We start from the raw sequence: 15291 nt of genomic DNA, 5'->3' as shown, positions 1-15291 counted from the left end.
CAGTCTCTGTATTGTTTTAAGCGTTATAACCGCAGACACCCGAACCACACTGCAGTCCGGCCCGGACAGGTACAGAAATTTGTTTGGTTTTAAGTATAGTTATAGTAATAGTCATTTCATACCTCCAGTAACCACAATAGACATTCTATGTGGCGTCTAATTATACATAAAAACAGGAAATAAATCAATGGAATTACGTGTAATAATTTGATTTATTTCAGAATAACCTCCTGGCGATTGTCAAAATCTATATGATAGATCAAAGCGAAAGCTGCGACCTACTTCAGGAAAATCAACGTTTGTGGAAGCCATTTTATACATACTGTATTCCTTGTCGAATAAGTTGGTAACAGCAAAATTAATTCGCCAAGGCTTGCGAGGAGGTGCCCAGGTTGCGAGTATGTCGTGCACCATATAGCCGGGACGCCGACGAATAATAGTTGCATCGTAGTTCTGAGCGTCTACGGCCATGAGGCTGTACATTAAAGTCAGTCCGATGTTCGGAAAACGGTAACGCATATCAGCGGCAACTTTATCTGGAGGCGAGTACAACCCAGCACCGGTCCGAGCGTTTGTGACTCTTATGTGGCTGAAGCTCAGATCAAACCCCCAGTTTCCTATGTCGTAATTACTATGTAGCTCAATACCGTAACGTGTGGCGTGTCCAACGTTCTGATATTGATAAATGGGTCTGTTTTTCCCATATTTTCCATTAAAACGCCCGATAGCAACTTCTTGAATGAGATTGGTTACGTCTTCGTAAAAACCTGTAGCGCGGACGCTCGCACGATCGTGCTCGCTAAACAGTGCGCTCTTTGTATAAGTAAATCCGCCTTCGTATGTTTTGGCAGATTCGGGTTTTAGATTTTTGTTAGAAACAAAATTTGCGAACCATTGATTGCCTGTCAAATCCATGTCGCTTTGCGCTGGGGTGGGAGCATTATAAGCTTTCCCCCAACTGAGATATATCATCCATTCGCGTGTTGGTTGCCACGATAATGTTATTTTTGGAAGAATAGCACCGTTTGAGCTATTTGAGAGACCTTTCCCGTGTTCAGGAAAGGTATTGTATCTATCGTAACGCAAGCTAGGGGAAAGAGTGACATGGTGGCGAAATTTTATTTCATCTTGCCCGTAAACCCCATATACCTGCTGTTGTGCGTTGGGTGTATTTGAACCAGATGTGGTGTACGTATAAAAATCGCGGTAGTAATTTACGCCTCCAGTAAATTTATGTCTTCCAAACAATCCGAAATTACGAAAGTATGATTTTTGTAAGTCGAAACCATAGGTCTCAAGGACAGTGGACCCGCCATTAGAGTCCATGCTGTTCGGCACCTGCTTTGAGGCCATTTTCGTTCTGTAAAGGGTCAGCCTTCCATCTTCCTCGCCTTGCTCGTTACGTGTTGTGAGGTGCAATGTTGACTCGTCCTGTCGGACATTTTGCTCTTGGCAGGTAGAACAGTGGTAAGTGGAAGGACCTTTTTGTGGCACTGAAGATCTATAGTTTTCATCAAGATAAAATTGCTGACCAAAATCTATTCTAATTCGGTCATTGATGTCATATCCAAGTTTAAGTAGTGCGCTGTGGCTTTGCCCGTCATTGGGTGAAAGTCTCTCGCCGCCCCCTAATCGTATCGAGTTGAAGGTTTGCCCAGAATAAGCAAGAAGCGCATCGAACTTGCCCCATTTTCCGTATATTTTTGCTGATCCCTTCCCATTTCCGTTGGCGCTTTGATAGCCGCCATCAATTTCTCCGCCCAAGCCTTGACCCGGTTTCAGAAGGGACTTTGCGTCAATAGTCTTAATTGACATAACTCCGCCGAGACCACCTGTTCCATAAAGAGTGGACGCTGATCCGGCGACAACTTCTACACTCTGGATAAAGGCGGGATCGATATAAAGCGGCGCTTCAATCCCTTGGGAATCCCAATTACGCCGTGCGCCATCGACCATCAAAATGATCTCGCGTCCCGCAAACCCACGGATTTGGGGAACCTGACCTTCCATACGCGCCGTGCCGACCATATCGACATCAGGCAAGCGATTGAGGGCATCTGAAATCGTGGAAGATTGCCTCATTTGGATGTCCTGACGTGTTATCAGGCTGACCGAGGCGGGAACGTCCTGGATCTGCTGTGGCGTTCGCGTGGCTGTGACAACGAGCCGCTCAGCTGCGTTGCTGGATATAGGGACGGCTGCTCCTGTTTTTACGTGAGCGCCGAGTTGTTTTGACGTGTTTCGTGATGACTGTTCCGGAGTTTTTTTAATCGCCGCCTGCCTGGTTGATGCGGCACTCTCACGCTCTTTTCCGGGCAGTTCATTGGCATGCGCCGCGAAGGACGGGATAAGAAAAATTGCGGCGGCAGAAAGTAAGTGCGCGCGGTGGAACGTGTGTGCGCAAACATGTGTCGAAGACATGGAAGCTGATCCTGAGCTGAGAATATCGTTCAGCCAGCAGGACGGTCATTGTCTTTTTCGTCATTAGTTTATGACGTCAGCGACGCACTATGCGTTAAGTGAACGCGTACGGTCGATGAATGACAGCTTAAACGGCCTGCGGGCGCTAGAAGACCGCAGACACAGGGGGGCCACAGGAGAAAGGAACACCAAGTGTGATGACAGGTGGAGCACGGGGGTTAACGATGTTGACGTGGCGTTGCCAACGAATAAACGCCAGTGCCAGCAAGATCACGAGAGCTGTGAACAGGAATACTGGCAGGTGCAGGAGGGGGCATAACGGACAGCTTCCATCGTGATGAGAAGGATGCCCGGACATGTGGTCGTGGTCGCCCTCATTGTCGGCTGACACAGCCTGCGTCACATTGTCCATTGTCATGCCAGGCATATCCGCACAGACGGAGTGCTTATGTGGCGTGTGATAAAGATGTGGAGCGATATCAATGCCTGTCAGGCGCAGGATGGTAGCACGAGGCATTTCTCCCGGCATTGCCTGACTCTGGATCAGGAGTTGCCCCAGAAAGCCCATGAGCGTGAACGCGACCAGAAACCAGCGGCTCAATGAAGAGCGGGGCGCAGGATGTATGGCATGGGCCATCTTTTGAAAACATATGCTCCTGTCACGGTAGACTTTTTATAAAATCCATTATGGTTGCGAGCCTGTCAACCCGATATTGCACACACATGGCAGGCATTCCTACCAGGATGCTTGAAGAGCCCATTTTGGCTTGGCGGCGGCTTTGTTTCGCAAATACGTGGAAGATCGCCGAAGTTCACATCCACGTTGCTACTTTTAACCGCTTCACAACGCTCGGAACCTCAATCACTTAGGCGGTCGTATAACAAAAAACATAAGAGCGTTCAGCACGACCAATCAGTGAATTGTGCAACAAAGCCGAATATATTTTTAGGTATTTTTAAAAATAGTTCTGTGAGGCAGGGCATAATTGACGTGTTCAGATGTTGCTCTCGCTGCCTCCTGAAACAAGTGCCGTAAAAATTTTCAAATCGATCCCTTTGACTGCACGCTGGATTGGTTCTTTCTTGAGGTGAGCATAACGTGCGGTCGATTTGAGATCGCGATGACCCAGCAGTTTCCCGATCATGACCAGATCCTCGCCGAGTTCCAGCGCATCGGATGCAAAGGAATGGCGGAGATCGTGAATGCGGACATCATGCAGCCCGGCTTCCTTTCGGATGCGCCGCCACGGCTTCTCCAGATCGGTCAGGTGACCACCGTCTTTCCGTCCCGTGATGACATAGGGATTGCCCTCAACCCGCGTGATGTCTCCAAGCAAGCCGATCGCACTCTCGCCCAACTGAACCGTGCGGGCACCATTTTTGCTGTCAGGTAATCTGATTATCCCTTCGTCCAGAAAAACATATTCCCATTTCAGACGTTGGATTTCCCGCAGGCGGCAACCGGTTAAAAGCAGGAGTTGGAACGCGTTGACGGCTTCCGGCATTGCGGAACGGCCGTCGTCGAGTGCTTTGCCAAGACGCTGATGTTCTTCTGTTGTGAGGTAGCGCTCGCGCTTCTGCTCCTTATAGCGTTTCACGCCCCTGCATGGATTGACGTTGTCTGTCCGCACACCCCAGAGGATTGCCAGAGAGAACATTTTCGACAGCACACCCAGAGTCCGGTTCGCCTGATACGGGATATGGCGATAGGCGTGGTGGAATGCGACCACATCCGAGTGGGTCAGGGTGGCCACCATCCGGCTGCCAATTTTTTTTATAATGAACAGGTCAATCGCGCGTTGATATTCGGCTTGTGTGGTTGATTTCAGATGCGTCTTTACATGCCGTTCAATGAAAGTCTTGCAGAACTGACTGATTGTGGGGGAGGTCCGCTCTTCGCCGCGTTCGGTGTTTGGGTCGTTGCCGTCTTTCACACGAGCGAGGATTTTAATCGCTTCATCGCGTGCTTTGTCTGCCGTCCAGGGACCATGATGGCCGATCGTATAACGTCGGAACCGGCCATTGGCTCGATAATGAACCACGTAGCTCATCCGACCCGAAGGCCAGACCCGCAGGGCGAAGCCGGCGACCTGATCGTCCCAGACGATGTAGTCCTTCTCAGCAGGCTGGAGGGTGGCGATTATGCGCTTTGATATCCGGGGCATGGCTGCCTCCACAGGATGCGTATAGGATGCAAATGGGATTGAAACGTCAGCGTGAGTAAGCGTAGACAGAAGAGCCAAAATGAACGACTTATTCAATTAAAATAATAGGATAGTAGTGGTTCTTCGGGATGCGTCGGGGAATTTCGTGGCAGGGCGTAGCTCTTGCCTACAAACTCATAACCTGAAGGCCGTAGGTTCAAATCCTACCCCCGCAACCATCTGAACTTGCGATGCTAACGCATCACGAACCCCAGTCCCGTAACGGACTGGGGTTTTTGTTTGTCCGCTGCCCGACGCCATCGTCAGGATGCCGGCCAGATCGCCACGGACATCGATCTGGAGGCCCTTGTCGGACGGCGTGAGGATGATGGCCTCGATCAGAGAGCGGATTACTTCGGCCGCTTCCTGACGCTTCTCGTCCAGCTCCGAATGCAGCATGTCGTGCAGGCGCGCGAGTTGCCGGTGGTAGAACTCCGCCATCTGCGGATGGAGCAGGGGCGGGGGCGCCTCGGCGGTCGCGAGGAACTCTGTCAGCTCCGCCTTGCGGGCTTCGAGCTTGGATCCGCGCTCCTTGACCGTCGCGATCGAGATCGCTTCCGAAAGGTAGAGATCCATCAGGCGCTGGATATCGCGCTCGACCCGCTTCAGCTCCGCTTCTGATGCGCCGATGTCGGCCGACGCCTCCATGCGCAGACGGTTCATCTCGTCCGTGAACGCGGTGCAGAACTCCGCGAACAGGTCCGGGTCCATGAGATGCTGGCGGAGCGCGTTGAGAACACGCCGCTCCAGTTCCTCGCGACGCATGTTGGTCCGGTTGTCGCAGGTACCCTTGTTGCGTGCTGTCGAGCAGCCGAGCAAGGTGCCGGAGATCATCGAATAACCGCCACCACAGCAACCGCATTTGCTGAGGCCCGAGAACAGGTAACGGGGGCGGCGTTTCTCGCGGAAGTGGTCGGGCGATGACGTGTCGCGTGTGTCCCGGCTGGCGCTGACGCTGGCCTGCCGTGCCTTGACCGCGTCCCACAGTTCCTGATCGACGATCCGCAGCTCCGGCACCTCCTGGATGACCCATTCGGATTCCGGATTGGGTCGGGCCTGTCGCTTGCCGGTATCGGGATCCTTGATGAAGCGCTGCCGGTTCCACACCAGCCTGCCCACGTACATCTCATTATTGAGGATACCCGTGCCGCGCGCCCGGTTGCCGTTGATCGTGGAGAAGCCCCACGCACCACTGCTCGGTGCCGGGATGCCTTCGTCGTTGAGGCGGAAGGCGATGGCGCGCGGTCCCAGCCCGGCCGCGAAGTCGCGGAAGATACGACGGACAATCTCTGCCTCCGCTGCATTGATAGTCCGGTCTCCCCGGATCGGTTCGCCGTTGGCGTCGAGCTTACGCACCACGTCATAACCATAGGCATTGCCGCCGCCGGACTTGCCCAGCTCCACGCGCCCCCGAAGACCGCGATGGGTCTTGGTGGCTAGGTCTTTCAGGAAGAGGGCGTTCATCGTGCCCTTGAGGCCGACGTGAAGGTGGGAGACTTCGCCTTCGGAGAGGGTGACGATCTGCACGCCCGCATAATTCATGCGCTTGAAAACGCCGGCGATGTCCTCCTGGTCGCGGGACAGGCGGTCCATCGCCTCGGCCAGCACGATCTGGAACCGTCCGCGCTGTGCATCGGCGATCAGCGCCTGGATGCCGGGCCGCATCAGGGAGGCGCCGGATATCGCGTGGTCTGTATACTCCTTGACGATGGTCCAGCCCTGCTTTTCCGCGTGGGTGCGGCAGACCCGAAGCTGATCGGCGATCGAGGCGTCGCGCTGGTTGTCGGAGGAATAGCGGGCGTAGAGCGCGACCTTCATGACGGGTTTTCCCTTACGGTCCGGAGCGGCGACATTGCTCCTGTTGCTGCGACCGGAACCAGTCCCGTGCGGCACGACGGGCCATGAGGCGGACCAGCGCTATCAGACGCGGGTCGGGGGCATTGGGCCGCAGGATGAGCCGCAACTCGGGCTCGGGCGGCCGATACGCCGGGGCAAGGGACTGGCTGGGTCTGTCCGTCATCGTTGCTCTCTTCCGACCGTATGGCAAGGAAAACAGACACACGATCCGGACAGATGACTGTTATTTCAATGGAAATACGCAATGCGGGAGATCGCGCCTGCGCGTGCTCCAGAGTGCGGAATCGTAGTTATGGGTAGTCCCGGATACAGACGCGTCGTACAAATACTTGCTCATGGCGGTGCAAAAGGTCGCGGATCATGAAAGATCCGCGAATAACCTCTTTTTTTGAGCAACAGAGAACAGGGCGCTAAATGCCCACGATCGTAAAATGTGGTGATTTGGCCCGGCTTGTTTCAGTTTCATTGGCCGGAGATTGTAGAAGGCCGAATAGTAATTTCTCGACTTCTATGAACGGTAGTTTCAAGTCTCTTGCAATTTCACGCTTGGTGAGACGTTCTCTCCAAAGGTCTTCCAATACCATTTTCCAGACGGCTGATTCTTCTCGTGGGAGTCCGTTTGGTTCTGTCGTCCGGTAGCCGCGCTTTCCGATTTCAATGACAATTCCACGATACTGCCAATCACTGATAATATTGAGCTTATGCAACCGGTAAGCGAGCGCCGAGACTGACACGCCCCAACGTTTTTTGGCGCGCAAGATGTCATTCAGCGAGGAGATGAACGGGAGTTTTGCCCTAATATCTGCTTCTGGCATCAGAAATGAAGCCGCAAATTGTTGAGCTTCCAGCTCAGCTTGCTTCCCCTGTCCAGGGCCTCCATGTCGATGAAGTACCAAGTGACCGAGTTCATGGGCGCAGTCGAAACGACTGCGTTCAGCTGATTTCATGGTGTTAAGAAAGATGTAAGGAGCATCATCTCGCCAACAGGAATAGCCGTCTACATTGAGCGTTTCCTCCGCAAGAGAAAATATGCGGATTCCCTTGGCCTCCATTAACTTGATCATGTGACTGACGGGTTGTTCGCCCAACGTCCAATGCTCACGTAACGCACGAGCTGCTGCCGCAGGATCTCTTTCCGCAGACAGGTCCAATAAGTCGGCTTGAGGCAGATTGAAGCGGGCATCTACCCAGTCCTGGACCATGTAAGCAAGAGGAGCTGCTGCTTTGGACGCATCTCGTTCACGGGCAGTCATGGCACTTAAACTGCGAAAACTCACTCCGTCGGGAGATGGCGCTTCATAGACATCGCCTAAGAAAAAATCCTCTGGGAAATCAAGTGTTAGAGACAGTTTGTATAATGTATCCGGCTCAGGGGCATTTTTCCCGTTCTCTATGCGTGAAAGCGTAACTGGAGTGATGCCAGCCTTCTCGGCAAGCGCCCGACTGGACAGCCCGCGACGATGGCGGGCAAGGGTCAAACGCGAAGGGTTGAACATGGGGTACCGTCTTATTTTCTTGAGATCTGAATATCGTAATCCTGTTCAGGCATATCCAGATCGTTGTCCATACGAACGTCGTCAAGATCGCCTTTTTTCACAATGAAAATGCGTTCGTGGAAATCCACAAACTGCTCGTCTTCAATGGGCAAAGGACGTGATAATTCCGCTCTGATGCCCGTCACTTCATCACAGCTGACACAAAGGTACCAGACTTCGCCCGTAGGGCTTTGAGTTGGAACTGTATGGATGGGCGGAGATGAGAATAAATCCCCTTGAGCCGCGTCAACCAGAGCTTTAGAGGCAGCTTTCTTGCCAGAAATGGCCTTGGGCGAATATTTCAATTCAGCAGCCAAGTCTACGTTCTGAAAAATAATTCTGATGTTGGTATCTTTATTAAAGACGGATTCGATATTTTTTTCGCGCAAAGCTACCCACTTCTTTGCCCGAAAAATCATCCTAATTCCGCGCGTCCCGAAGATGTATGAGAATATTCCGGGAGCACTGATTGGATCGTCATCAGTCGAGTCACGACGAGCGCCTACCGCCATCTTGACGATATTGATTAACTCTTCCCGCGTGACATCAAAATGCTCAGCTAAGCGAGCTATAATGTCCACCTCTTCGGTTCGGATAATTTGTTTAGCGGGAATTCCCATGACATCACCGTGTTAATTTTTTCACCCTCAATTGTGGAGAAGAAAATTAACACGGTCAAGGAGAATTCTTTCTTCTGCCGTGTTATCTGATGGACGCCGAAAAAAGAAGAAAAAAGGGCTAATGGCTCCGCCCTCGCGCCAGCAAGGGTTCGCGTCAGCGCGCTGACGCCGCCCGATGGGGTGTCCCCGATCTTCCTGCGCTACGCTCCGTGCAGACCGGGAGATACCCCTCCCTATCGGTCGCCCTTGCCGTTGCTACCCCGCTGCTCGCCGCGAGGCAGAGAAACAGCGGGGGCTGTTCCTCGCGGAACAAAGGGCAAAGACCATGACCGGCAACACCAACACGGCGACCAATTTCCGCAATACCATTCTGAACGGTGACAGCGTGCAGTTGATGCGCGCACTCCCGCGCAATGCGGTGGATTTTATCCTGACCGACCCGCCTTACCTTGTGAACTATCAGGGCAGGGACGGGCGGAAGGTGCGCAACGACGACAATGCACGCTGGCTCCGGCCCGCTTTCAACCAGATGCACCGTGTCCTGAAATGGGGCGGGTTTGCCGTTTCTTTCTATGGCTGGAACCGCATCGACCTGTTCGCCGATGCCTGGAAGGCGGCGGGGTTCCGCATGGTCGGGCATATCGTCTTTCGCAAGTCCTATTCGTCCTCTTCCCGGTTTCTCCGGTATGAACACGAAAGCGCCTATCTTCTGGCCAAGGGCAATGTAACACCGCCCGCAAAACCTATCCCGGACGTGCTCGACATGCCCTATTCGGGCAATAAACTGCACCCGACGCAAAAGCCGGTGGCGGCTCTCCTTCCCCTGGTGGAAGCCTTCTGCCCGGTGGGTGGTCTGGTGCTGGACCCGTTTGCGGGTTCCGGTTCGTCGCTGGTGGCGGCGCAGCATCTTGGGCGCGACTGGCTGGGCATGGAACTGGACCCGGAGCACGCGGCCACGGCAACCCGTCGGCTGGCCTGGCACGGGGCAGGGAGGGCGGCGGCGTAAGCCGCCCCTTTCTTTCTTTACGCTAACCGGGCGGCCAGAAAATCGCGCCGGTCCTTCGGGACCGGCGGTGGAAACGCGCTGCCCGCGTGTGCGGCGCTCGCCGGCACGCCGGCTCGCAAGGTTCAGTGAAACAGGGTGCCGGACCGGTGTTCTTTGATCCAATCCCAACGCTGCAAAGCCAACGCGCCGCGTTCCCGGCGCGAGCGGAAGGCGCCGACAGGGGCGCCTCGGTCAGGATTGTCCGGCGCGCTTCGCGCGCTGTCTCTATGGTGAAAACGATGTCGGGAAACAGGCTTCTATTCTCTGGATATATCGGAACTGGCCCGGCATGTGTGTGGTATTGCACTCCATGGAAAGGATGCGATCCATGCTGCTCGGTCTCGGAATTGTCCTTGGCGTCGCCGGTATCGGTTTCCTGTGCTGGCTGCTGTTTCTCTGCGCAGTTTATGCCGCTTCCCTGTTTGTGGCTGCAATGGTCTGCAGCACATTTTATGACCACTCCATGATGTCCGGCTCTCATGCCATCCTTGCTGGTATCGCCGCCGGAATCATGGTTCTGGTGTTCGGTCAGGCGATACTCGTCTCCTCGCACGATCCTGCAATCCGGGGCGCGGTCTCGCTTCTGCTCGCCCTGCCGGCCGCGCTGGCGGGATTTGGCATGACACTGGGGTTCAGCGGGCTTGGCGATATGGGGACCATACCGGCATATCTCTTCGCGACATTCGGGGCGCTGTGCGTCGGCGGGGCCGCCTGGTCGCGGCTATGCGCCATCCAGCCCGCCTGAAAGCCTGATCTTCCGGCAGGCAAGTGTAGGGGCGGGGCGGTTAGTCCCCGTTGCGTGAGCAAGGGCGGCTCCATGGGATGGGTGCGTGTGCCGTCTTCATCGAAAGGACATGGACGGATGGATCTGGGGCCGGACCGTCCAGCTTCCCGCTGAGATACACCTGTTCATACGGTGCAACGCAGGATCGGTGCGGCCCCTTGCTGTTTTCCTGTCCGGATGCCATGTCCGCAAGCGGTCCTGGCTCATCGGTTTCGATCCCCGACAGCTTGCCCACACCGGTCTCGCAGTCGCAACAGGGCGGGATGCGGATGGAAGGGGGATCGGGCGCGCGGGCGGCGATGAAGGCGTCGGGTCTGTACGACGTATTCCGCACGGATCGGATGGCGACGCCACGGGCGTCGGATGCCGGGAAGGGTGGTCGGGGCGATGTGCTCGCGCAACTGACGGGGCAGGAAAACCATCATGCGGGGATGCTGGGAACCCCGACTGCGAACCCTGCGCCACGGGGCAGCATGTTGCGTCGGTGCAAGGGGCGGATGACATCGGAGCAGGACGATTTCAACCGCACGCCGACGATCGGGGAAGCGCTGTATTTCGAGGAGCACCAGCCTCCCTGCGGGATGCTGCCCACACCGCTGGCGCCGAACGGGGGCCGCCGACTCACCGCGCGGGAGATCGAGACGGGCCGTCGGGCGAACGGCGCGAAGGCCCAGATCGACACGCCGAACCTGCTGCGGCACGCAGCACTGGAAACACTGCCGACGCCCACGAAGCGCGACAGCCGGATGGACGGGTGGAGCGATGCCTACGATCGGAGGAAATCGCCCACGATGGACGCGGTGATGGATGGAGCGATGACGGGCAGGGCGCCCCCGGACCGCTGGGCGGGAGCGCGGGCGCTGGCGACGCTGCTACGGAGCCATGGGCTGACTGGAACGGCGGCCCTGCCACTCACCTACGGCTGGATGATGGGCTTTCCGCCTGGCTGGCTCGCACGCGCGTTGCGCTCGGCGATGGACGCCGGGCGTCTGCCGCCAGCCTCGCCGTCGAGGCGTTCGGCGACGCGGTCGTCCCGGACATCCCCGAAGCCATAGGCAACGCCATCCTGCGGGTCGAACTGGCGCTGGATGTGACGCTCGGGCGTGGCCCGTTCACCGTCATGCCCATGCGGACTGCGGGAGAGGTGTCATGACCCGGCGCGGCTGGTTTTTCACCACGTATTTCGCTGTGCTCGGTGTGGGCGCCTCGCTGGCGTTTCATCCCACACCGCGCTGGGTCTGGAACGAGACGGCCAGCGTGCCGGTCGGGCTGTATCGCATCCAGCCCACGGTTCCGGTCCGTGTCGGTGACATCGTCGCGCTCCGTCTTCCCGAGCGCGAGGCGACGCTGCTGGCGACACGCGGCTACCTGCCGTTCGGTGTGCCGCTGCTCAAGCCTGTGGCAGCACTGGCGGGGCAGAGTGTCTGCCGCATCGGCGCGCATGTCACCATCGACGGCAAACCTGCCGGTGACGCGAAGACCGTCGATCATCGGGGCCGCAAGCTGCCGGTCTGGCAGGGCTGCCAGCATCTCGGACCGGGGCAGGTCTTCGTCATGAACGCCGCCGTGCCGACCAGCCTGGACGGGCGGTATTTCGGCGTCCTGCCGATGGATGCCGTCATCGGGTGTGCCGTGCCGGTGCATGTGCGCACAGGCGAGGCCGAATTGCCTCCGCCGCATTTCGATCCCCTTCCGGAACCGGATGATTCCGTGAGGAAGGGACTGCTTCTGGGACCGCCCATGGTGCCCGTGAAACAGAGCGAACCGCCGATCGAATGACGGTCGTAAGGCACACGGATTTTCCACCCGCACCGCCGATGGTTTTGCCGGTCGCGTGCGCACTCTGTCGCTAGACGCAGAACTGACCTTCGTGCCAGCGGAAAACAATGGCGCGGAGCATGCGCCGGATTATCGCATCCATCTTGGTGATGGAGACGCTGGGCCGGAGATCGGTGCCGGGTGGACCCGCACCGGGGAGCGCGCCGGCGAATATATTTCCATCGTCCTGGATGACCCCAGTTTCATACAGCCGGTCCGGGCCACGTTGTTCCAGGCGGGACGCGGTGGGCGTGAATGGCAACTGGTGTGGAACCGGCCCGTGAAACGTCCGGGAGGCCGGGAATGAACGGCCGCTTTTTCCTGCCTGGCAGCATGCTGGCCGTGCTCGCGCTGCCGCTCTCGCCGGCCATTGTTCGAGCGCAGGATTTCGATGGCCTCGTGCGTCAGGCGGCGGACCGGAACGCGATCCCGGCGATGTGGGTGCGGGCGGTCATGCAAGCCGAAAGTGCTGGCGATCCACATGCGGTTTCGGGCGCTGGTGCGATGGGTCTGATGCAACTCATGCCCGGCACCTGGAAGGATGTCCGGCGCACGCTCAATCTGGGGGCTGATCCCTTCGATCCGCACGACAATATCGCGGCCGGGGCGGCCTATCTGCGATGGCTGCACGACCGCTACGGTGATGCCGGTTTCCTTGCCGCCTACAATGCCGGACCAGCCCGTTACGACGACTATCTGACGACTGGCCGACCGCTTCCAGGAGAGACGGTTTCCTACGTGGAATTCGTCACACGGCTGATGAAAAAACCATCGTCTGACTTCCAGCTTCCCGTTTCTTTTTTGTCCTTTCCGGCTCGCTCCTGGGTGACGGCCGGGCTCTTCGTTTCCGGCCAGCCCGATGCGTTTCGGGCACCCACGGCACGTCATGTCGCTGCTCCCGAAAATCTCTTCGCAGGACATGCCGGGGAGAGGTCCGTCATGGTCCCACTGAAGGGATCGGATCAGGTCCAGTGAGGCGTGAAACCCCCGGAAAGCCAACAGAAAAGGGAGGGCTGGATAAAAGGCCGCACATCGCGGCTCGGTTGGGGTGGCTGTTTTCCGGGATTTTTGAAGTCTTGTCGCGAGGTGCGTGGATTTTCCGCACCTCGCGACAAGGTGTCATCTCTTTGATCCGACGTGATTTTTCACGCGGTGCAGGACATTTTTCATGAACAGGGATGAGGGCTTCCGGGTCCGACCAGGGCGTATCCGCTCCACCCGTGCCCGGCAGGCACGGCCTTTCGTGACGCAGGTGCTGGCGTCCGTGCAAAGGGCCGGTGGCAGGGTTTCCCGCGCGGGGAAAATCAGTTCCGGGCGCCGCTCCAGTTTCGGGCGGGGCCGGGCCGCCGCTCATGCCGCCAATCGCCTGCTGACCAGTCGTTCACGGGGCGTTGTCATCAAGGCCCGCGTCGTGCGGCACGCACCGCGCGCCACCTCGCTGGCAGCACACCTTCGCTATCTCCGCCGGGAGGGCGTGACGCGGGACGGGGAGGATGCGCGCCTGTTCGGGAAGGACAGCGATGACATCCGTGCCTCGGACTTCGCGGAACGCTGCGATGGGGACCGCCACCATTTCCGCTTCATCGTTTCGCCCGAGGACGCGCCGGAGATGTCGGACCTGCGGGCTTTTGCTCGCGATCTGATGGGGCAGATGGAAACCGACCTCGGTACGAAACTGGACTGGGTTGCTGTGGACCATTGGAATACAGCGCATCCCCATCTGCATGTCATCGTCCGGGGTGTCACGGAAGATGGTGCCGATCTGGTGATCGCGCGCGATTACATCCGTGAAGGCATGCGTGCCCGTGCTCAGGATCTGATGACGCTGGAACTCGGACCGCGCACCGATCATGATATCCATCAGGCGGTCGAGCGGCAGGTAAATGCCGACCGCTGGACCCAGCTCGACCGTCAGCTTCAGAAGGACGCCGGAGAGGATGGCGTCATCGCTCTCGGGCGCACGCCGGGTGAAACGCCGGACGCCTTCGCGACGGTGAAGCTGGGTCGTCTGCGCCGTCTGGAAACCATGGGGCTGGCGCATCAGGTCGGGCCGGATTGTTGGCGAATGGACGGCGGCGCGGAAGCGACCCTGCGGGAAATCAGCGAGCGCAACGACATCATCAAGCGGATCCACCGAGGGTTGGCGGAACAGAAAATCGATCGCGCCGCGTCCTCTTGGGTACTGGCGGGTGAGGACTCCACCGATCCCGTCATTGGACGACTGGTCGATCGTGGCCTCGATGATGAACTGCGCGGCACGGCCTATGCGGTGATAGACGGGGTTGACGGGCGCACGCACCATGTCCGCCTGCCGGACCTCGAAGCCGCTGGCGACGGAGCGGTCGGCTCCATCGTCGAACTGCGGCATTTTACCGATAAACGGGGCCGGGACCGTGTCGCGCTGGCCGTGCGTTCGGACGTCACGCTGGAGCGGCAGGTGACGGCGGAGGGTGCCACATGGCTCGACCGGCAGGCGATCGCGCGGGAACCTCTTGTCCTGGCGTCCACCGGGTTCGGCTCCGAGGTCAAAGAGGCGATGGAAAAGCGCACGGGGCATCTGGTGGAGCAGGGACTGGCCAGCCGCGACGGCGGGGGTATCCGCTATGCCCGGAACCTGATCGCCACGTTGTGTCAGCGGGAGCTTGAGATGGTAGGACGGAACCTCAGCGGGAAATCAGGGATACCGTTCCGGCAGAGTGGGGAGGGCGATCCCGTTACCGGCAGTTATCGTCAGCGTTTCAATCTGGCGTCGGGCCGGTTTGCCATGATCGACGACGGGCTGGGTTTCGAGCTGGTGCCATGGTCGCCCTCGTTGGAAAAGCAGCGCGGACGGGAGGTGTCGGGAATCATGCGCGGCGATGGGGGGATTGACTGGTCGTTTGCGCGCAAACGCGGGCTTGGATTATAAAATCAGATGTCCGTGTTTTTCTTCGCACATGCTGCCAGTTTCTCATGATACCGTCGACGCCGCGCAATGCAGAATGCATGGAAGCCGTGCTACAAGATC

Annotated in this window: 14 protein-coding genes and 1 pseudogene; 7 read left to right on the top strand and 8 right to left on the bottom strand. The window is 57.6% G+C overall.

The window, feature by feature from the left end:
* Window positions 1-16: 16 nt before the first annotated feature.
* The 8 genes from mbnA to PY793_RS10785 all read right to left on the bottom strand — a co-directional run bounded on the left by mbnA (window position 17) and on the right by PY793_RS10785 (window position 8637).
* Window positions 17-115, bottom strand: a complete 99-nt coding sequence (gene mbnA, locus PY793_RS14160; RefSeq protein ID WP_082770916.1) for a methanobactin — start codon at window positions 113-115, stop codon at window positions 17-19.
* 125 nt (window positions 116-240) lie between these two features.
* Window positions 241-2421, bottom strand: a complete 2181-nt coding sequence (locus PY793_RS10815) for a TonB-dependent receptor domain-containing protein (RefSeq protein WP_082770917.1) — start codon at window positions 2419-2421, stop codon at window positions 241-243.
* Between the two features lie 145 nt (window positions 2422-2566).
* Window positions 2567-3058 carry a DUF2946 family protein gene (locus PY793_RS10810; protein WP_029329788.1) on the bottom strand — a complete coding sequence of 164 codons (492 nt, stop codon included), beginning with the start codon at window positions 3056-3058 and terminating at the stop codon, window positions 2567-2569.
* Between the two features lie 358 nt (window positions 3059-3416).
* Window positions 3417-4586, bottom strand: a complete 1170-nt coding sequence (locus PY793_RS10805) for a site-specific integrase (protein ID WP_034931190.1) — start codon at window positions 4584-4586, stop codon at window positions 3417-3419.
* 174 nt (window positions 4587-4760) lie between these two features.
* Window positions 4761-6443, bottom strand: a complete 1683-nt coding sequence (locus tag PY793_RS10800; RefSeq protein ID WP_275178066.1) for a recombinase family protein — start codon at window positions 6441-6443, stop codon at window positions 4761-4763.
* Between the two features lie 13 nt (window positions 6444-6456).
* Window positions 6457-6645, bottom strand: a complete 189-nt coding sequence (locus PY793_RS10795) for a hypothetical protein (RefSeq protein WP_275178065.1) — start codon at window positions 6643-6645, stop codon at window positions 6457-6459.
* 247 nt (window positions 6646-6892) lie between these two features.
* Window positions 6893-7978, bottom strand: a complete 1086-nt coding sequence (locus PY793_RS10790) for a helix-turn-helix domain-containing protein (RefSeq protein WP_275178064.1) — start codon at window positions 7976-7978, stop codon at window positions 6893-6895.
* Window positions 7979-7989: 11 nt separating this feature from the next.
* A complete protein-coding gene (locus tag PY793_RS10785) occupies window positions 7990-8637 on the bottom strand; it encodes a hypothetical protein (RefSeq protein ID WP_275178063.1) in 648 nt (215 codons plus the stop codon).
* Window positions 8638-8962: 325 nt separating this feature from the next.
* Here PY793_RS10785 and PY793_RS10780 point away from each other — a divergent pair, with 325 nt between their 5' ends.
* The 7 genes and pseudogenes from PY793_RS10780 to PY793_RS10750 all read left to right on the top strand — a co-directional run bounded on the left by PY793_RS10780 (window position 8963) and on the right by PY793_RS10750 (window position 15192).
* A complete protein-coding gene (locus tag PY793_RS10780) occupies window positions 8963-9643 on the top strand; it encodes a DNA methyltransferase (RefSeq protein ID WP_275178062.1) in 681 nt (226 codons plus the stop codon).
* 367 nt (window positions 9644-10010) lie between these two features.
* A complete protein-coding gene (locus tag PY793_RS10775) occupies window positions 10011-10427 on the top strand; it encodes a hypothetical protein (RefSeq protein ID WP_275178061.1) in 417 nt (138 codons plus the stop codon).
* Window positions 10428-11220: 793 nt separating this feature from the next.
* Window positions 11221-11619 carry a hypothetical protein gene (locus tag PY793_RS10770; protein ID WP_275178060.1) on the top strand — a complete coding sequence of 133 codons (399 nt, stop codon included), beginning with the start codon at window positions 11221-11223 and terminating at the stop codon, window positions 11617-11619.
* Window positions 11616-12245 (top strand): S26 family signal peptidase, encoded by a 630-nt coding sequence (locus PY793_RS10765; RefSeq protein ID WP_275178059.1) that lies wholly within the window; start codon window positions 11616-11618, stop codon window positions 12243-12245. Before PY793_RS10770 ends, PY793_RS10765 begins: the two co-directional genes overlap by 4 nt.
* Before the next feature lie 16 nt (window positions 12246-12261).
* Window positions 12262-12591: pseudogene (locus tag PY793_RS10760) on the top strand (DUF736 domain-containing protein); the annotation flags it as partial.
* Complete coding sequence (locus tag PY793_RS10755; RefSeq protein WP_275178058.1) at window positions 12588-13259, top strand: lytic transglycosylase domain-containing protein; 672 nt, start codon at window positions 12588-12590, stop codon at window positions 13257-13259. The pseudogene PY793_RS10760 and the gene PY793_RS10755, both read left to right, overlap by 4 nt.
* A gap of 193 nt (window positions 13260-13452) precedes the next feature.
* Window positions 13453-15192: a DUF3363 domain-containing protein gene (locus PY793_RS10750; RefSeq protein WP_275178057.1), complete on the top strand. Its 1740-nt coding sequence runs from the start codon at window positions 13453-13455 to the stop codon at window positions 15190-15192.
* The last annotated feature ends 99 nt before the right edge of the window (window positions 15193-15291 follow it).

It is taken from the genome of Acetobacter fabarum, assembly GCF_029069195.1.
Taxonomy (GTDB): Bacteria; Pseudomonadota; Alphaproteobacteria; order Acetobacterales; family Acetobacteraceae; genus Acetobacter; species Acetobacter fabarum_A.
The sequence above is the reverse complement of the archived record's forward strand: the minus strand, read 5'-3'. Positions and strand labels throughout refer to the sequence as shown.

Bases quoted from the DNA above. Each gene is read 5' to 3' on its own strand.
- mbnA (WP_082770916.1), bottom strand. From the start codon at position 115: ATGACTATTACTATAACTATACTTAAAACCAAACAAATTTCTGTACCT.
- PY793_RS10815 (WP_082770917.1), bottom strand. From the start codon at position 2,421: ATGTCTTCGACACATGTTTGCGCACACACGTTCCACCGCGCGCACTTA.
- PY793_RS10810 (WP_029329788.1), bottom strand. From the start codon at position 3,058: ATGGCCCATGCCATACATCCTGCGCCCCGCTCTTCATTGAGCCGCTGG.
- PY793_RS10805 (WP_034931190.1), bottom strand. From the start codon at position 4,586: ATGCCCCGGATATCAAAGCGCATAATCGCCACCCTCCAGCCTGCTGAG.
- PY793_RS10800 (WP_275178066.1), bottom strand. From the start codon at position 6,443: ATGAAGGTCGCGCTCTACGCCCGCTATTCCTCCGACAACCAGCGCGAC.
- PY793_RS10795 (WP_275178065.1), bottom strand. From the start codon at position 6,645: ATGACGGACAGACCCAGCCAGTCCCTTGCCCCGGCGTATCGGCCGCCC.
- PY793_RS10790 (WP_275178064.1), bottom strand. From the start codon at position 7,978: ATGTTCAACCCTTCGCGTTTGACCCTTGCCCGCCATCGTCGCGGGCTG.
- PY793_RS10785 (WP_275178063.1), bottom strand. From the start codon at position 8,637: ATGGGAATTCCCGCTAAACAAATTATCCGAACCGAAGAGGTGGACATT.
- PY793_RS10780 (WP_275178062.1), top strand. From the start codon at position 8,963: ATGACCGGCAACACCAACACGGCGACCAATTTCCGCAATACCATTCTG.
- PY793_RS10775 (WP_275178061.1), top strand. From the start codon at position 10,011: ATGCTGCTCGGTCTCGGAATTGTCCTTGGCGTCGCCGGTATCGGTTTC.
- PY793_RS10765 (WP_275178059.1), top strand. From the start codon at position 11,616: ATGACCCGGCGCGGCTGGTTTTTCACCACGTATTTCGCTGTGCTCGGT.
- PY793_RS10755 (WP_275178058.1), top strand. From the start codon at position 12,588: ATGAACGGCCGCTTTTTCCTGCCTGGCAGCATGCTGGCCGTGCTCGCG.
- PY793_RS10750 (WP_275178057.1), top strand. From the start codon at position 13,453: ATGAACAGGGATGAGGGCTTCCGGGTCCGACCAGGGCGTATCCGCTCC.